Below are 468 nucleotides of genomic sequence, written 5' to 3'. Positions count from 1 at the left end.
CCGACATGTGGGGCGCCACGCCCTTCGACCAGCTGCTGTGCCGCATCGCCTTCAAGGGCATGCGCTACGAGGGACTCTACACCGCCCCCGGCACGGACAAGTCGCTGAGCTTCCCCGGCTCCCTGGGCGGCATGAACTGGGGCGGCCTGTCGACCGACCCGACCACCAACACCCTCTTCGTCAACGACATGCGCCTTGGCCTTTGGGTGCGGATGATCCCGCAGGACACCAGCAAGGTCGCAGCCTCGGGCGGCGGCGAGGCGGTCAACACCGGCATGGGCGCCGTGCCGCTGAAAGGCACGCCCTATTCGGTCGACAAGAACCGCTTCCTGTCGGTGCTGGGCATCCCCTGCCAGGCCCCGCCCTACGGCACGATGACCGCCGTCGACATGACGACCCGGAAGATCAAGTGGCAGGTGCCGGTCGGCACGGTGCGCGACACCGGCCCCCTGGGGATCAAGATGGGCC

1 pseudogene is annotated in these 468 nt (G+C 68.6%); it reads left to right on the top strand.

The features are described from left to right. Positions 1-468: pseudogene (locus AC1DJ5_RS14650) on the top strand (hypothetical protein); the annotation flags it as partial.

Source organism: Brevundimonas sp. 01N35, assembly GCF_056399785.1.
This window is presented reverse-complemented; position numbering and strand designations above follow the sequence as displayed.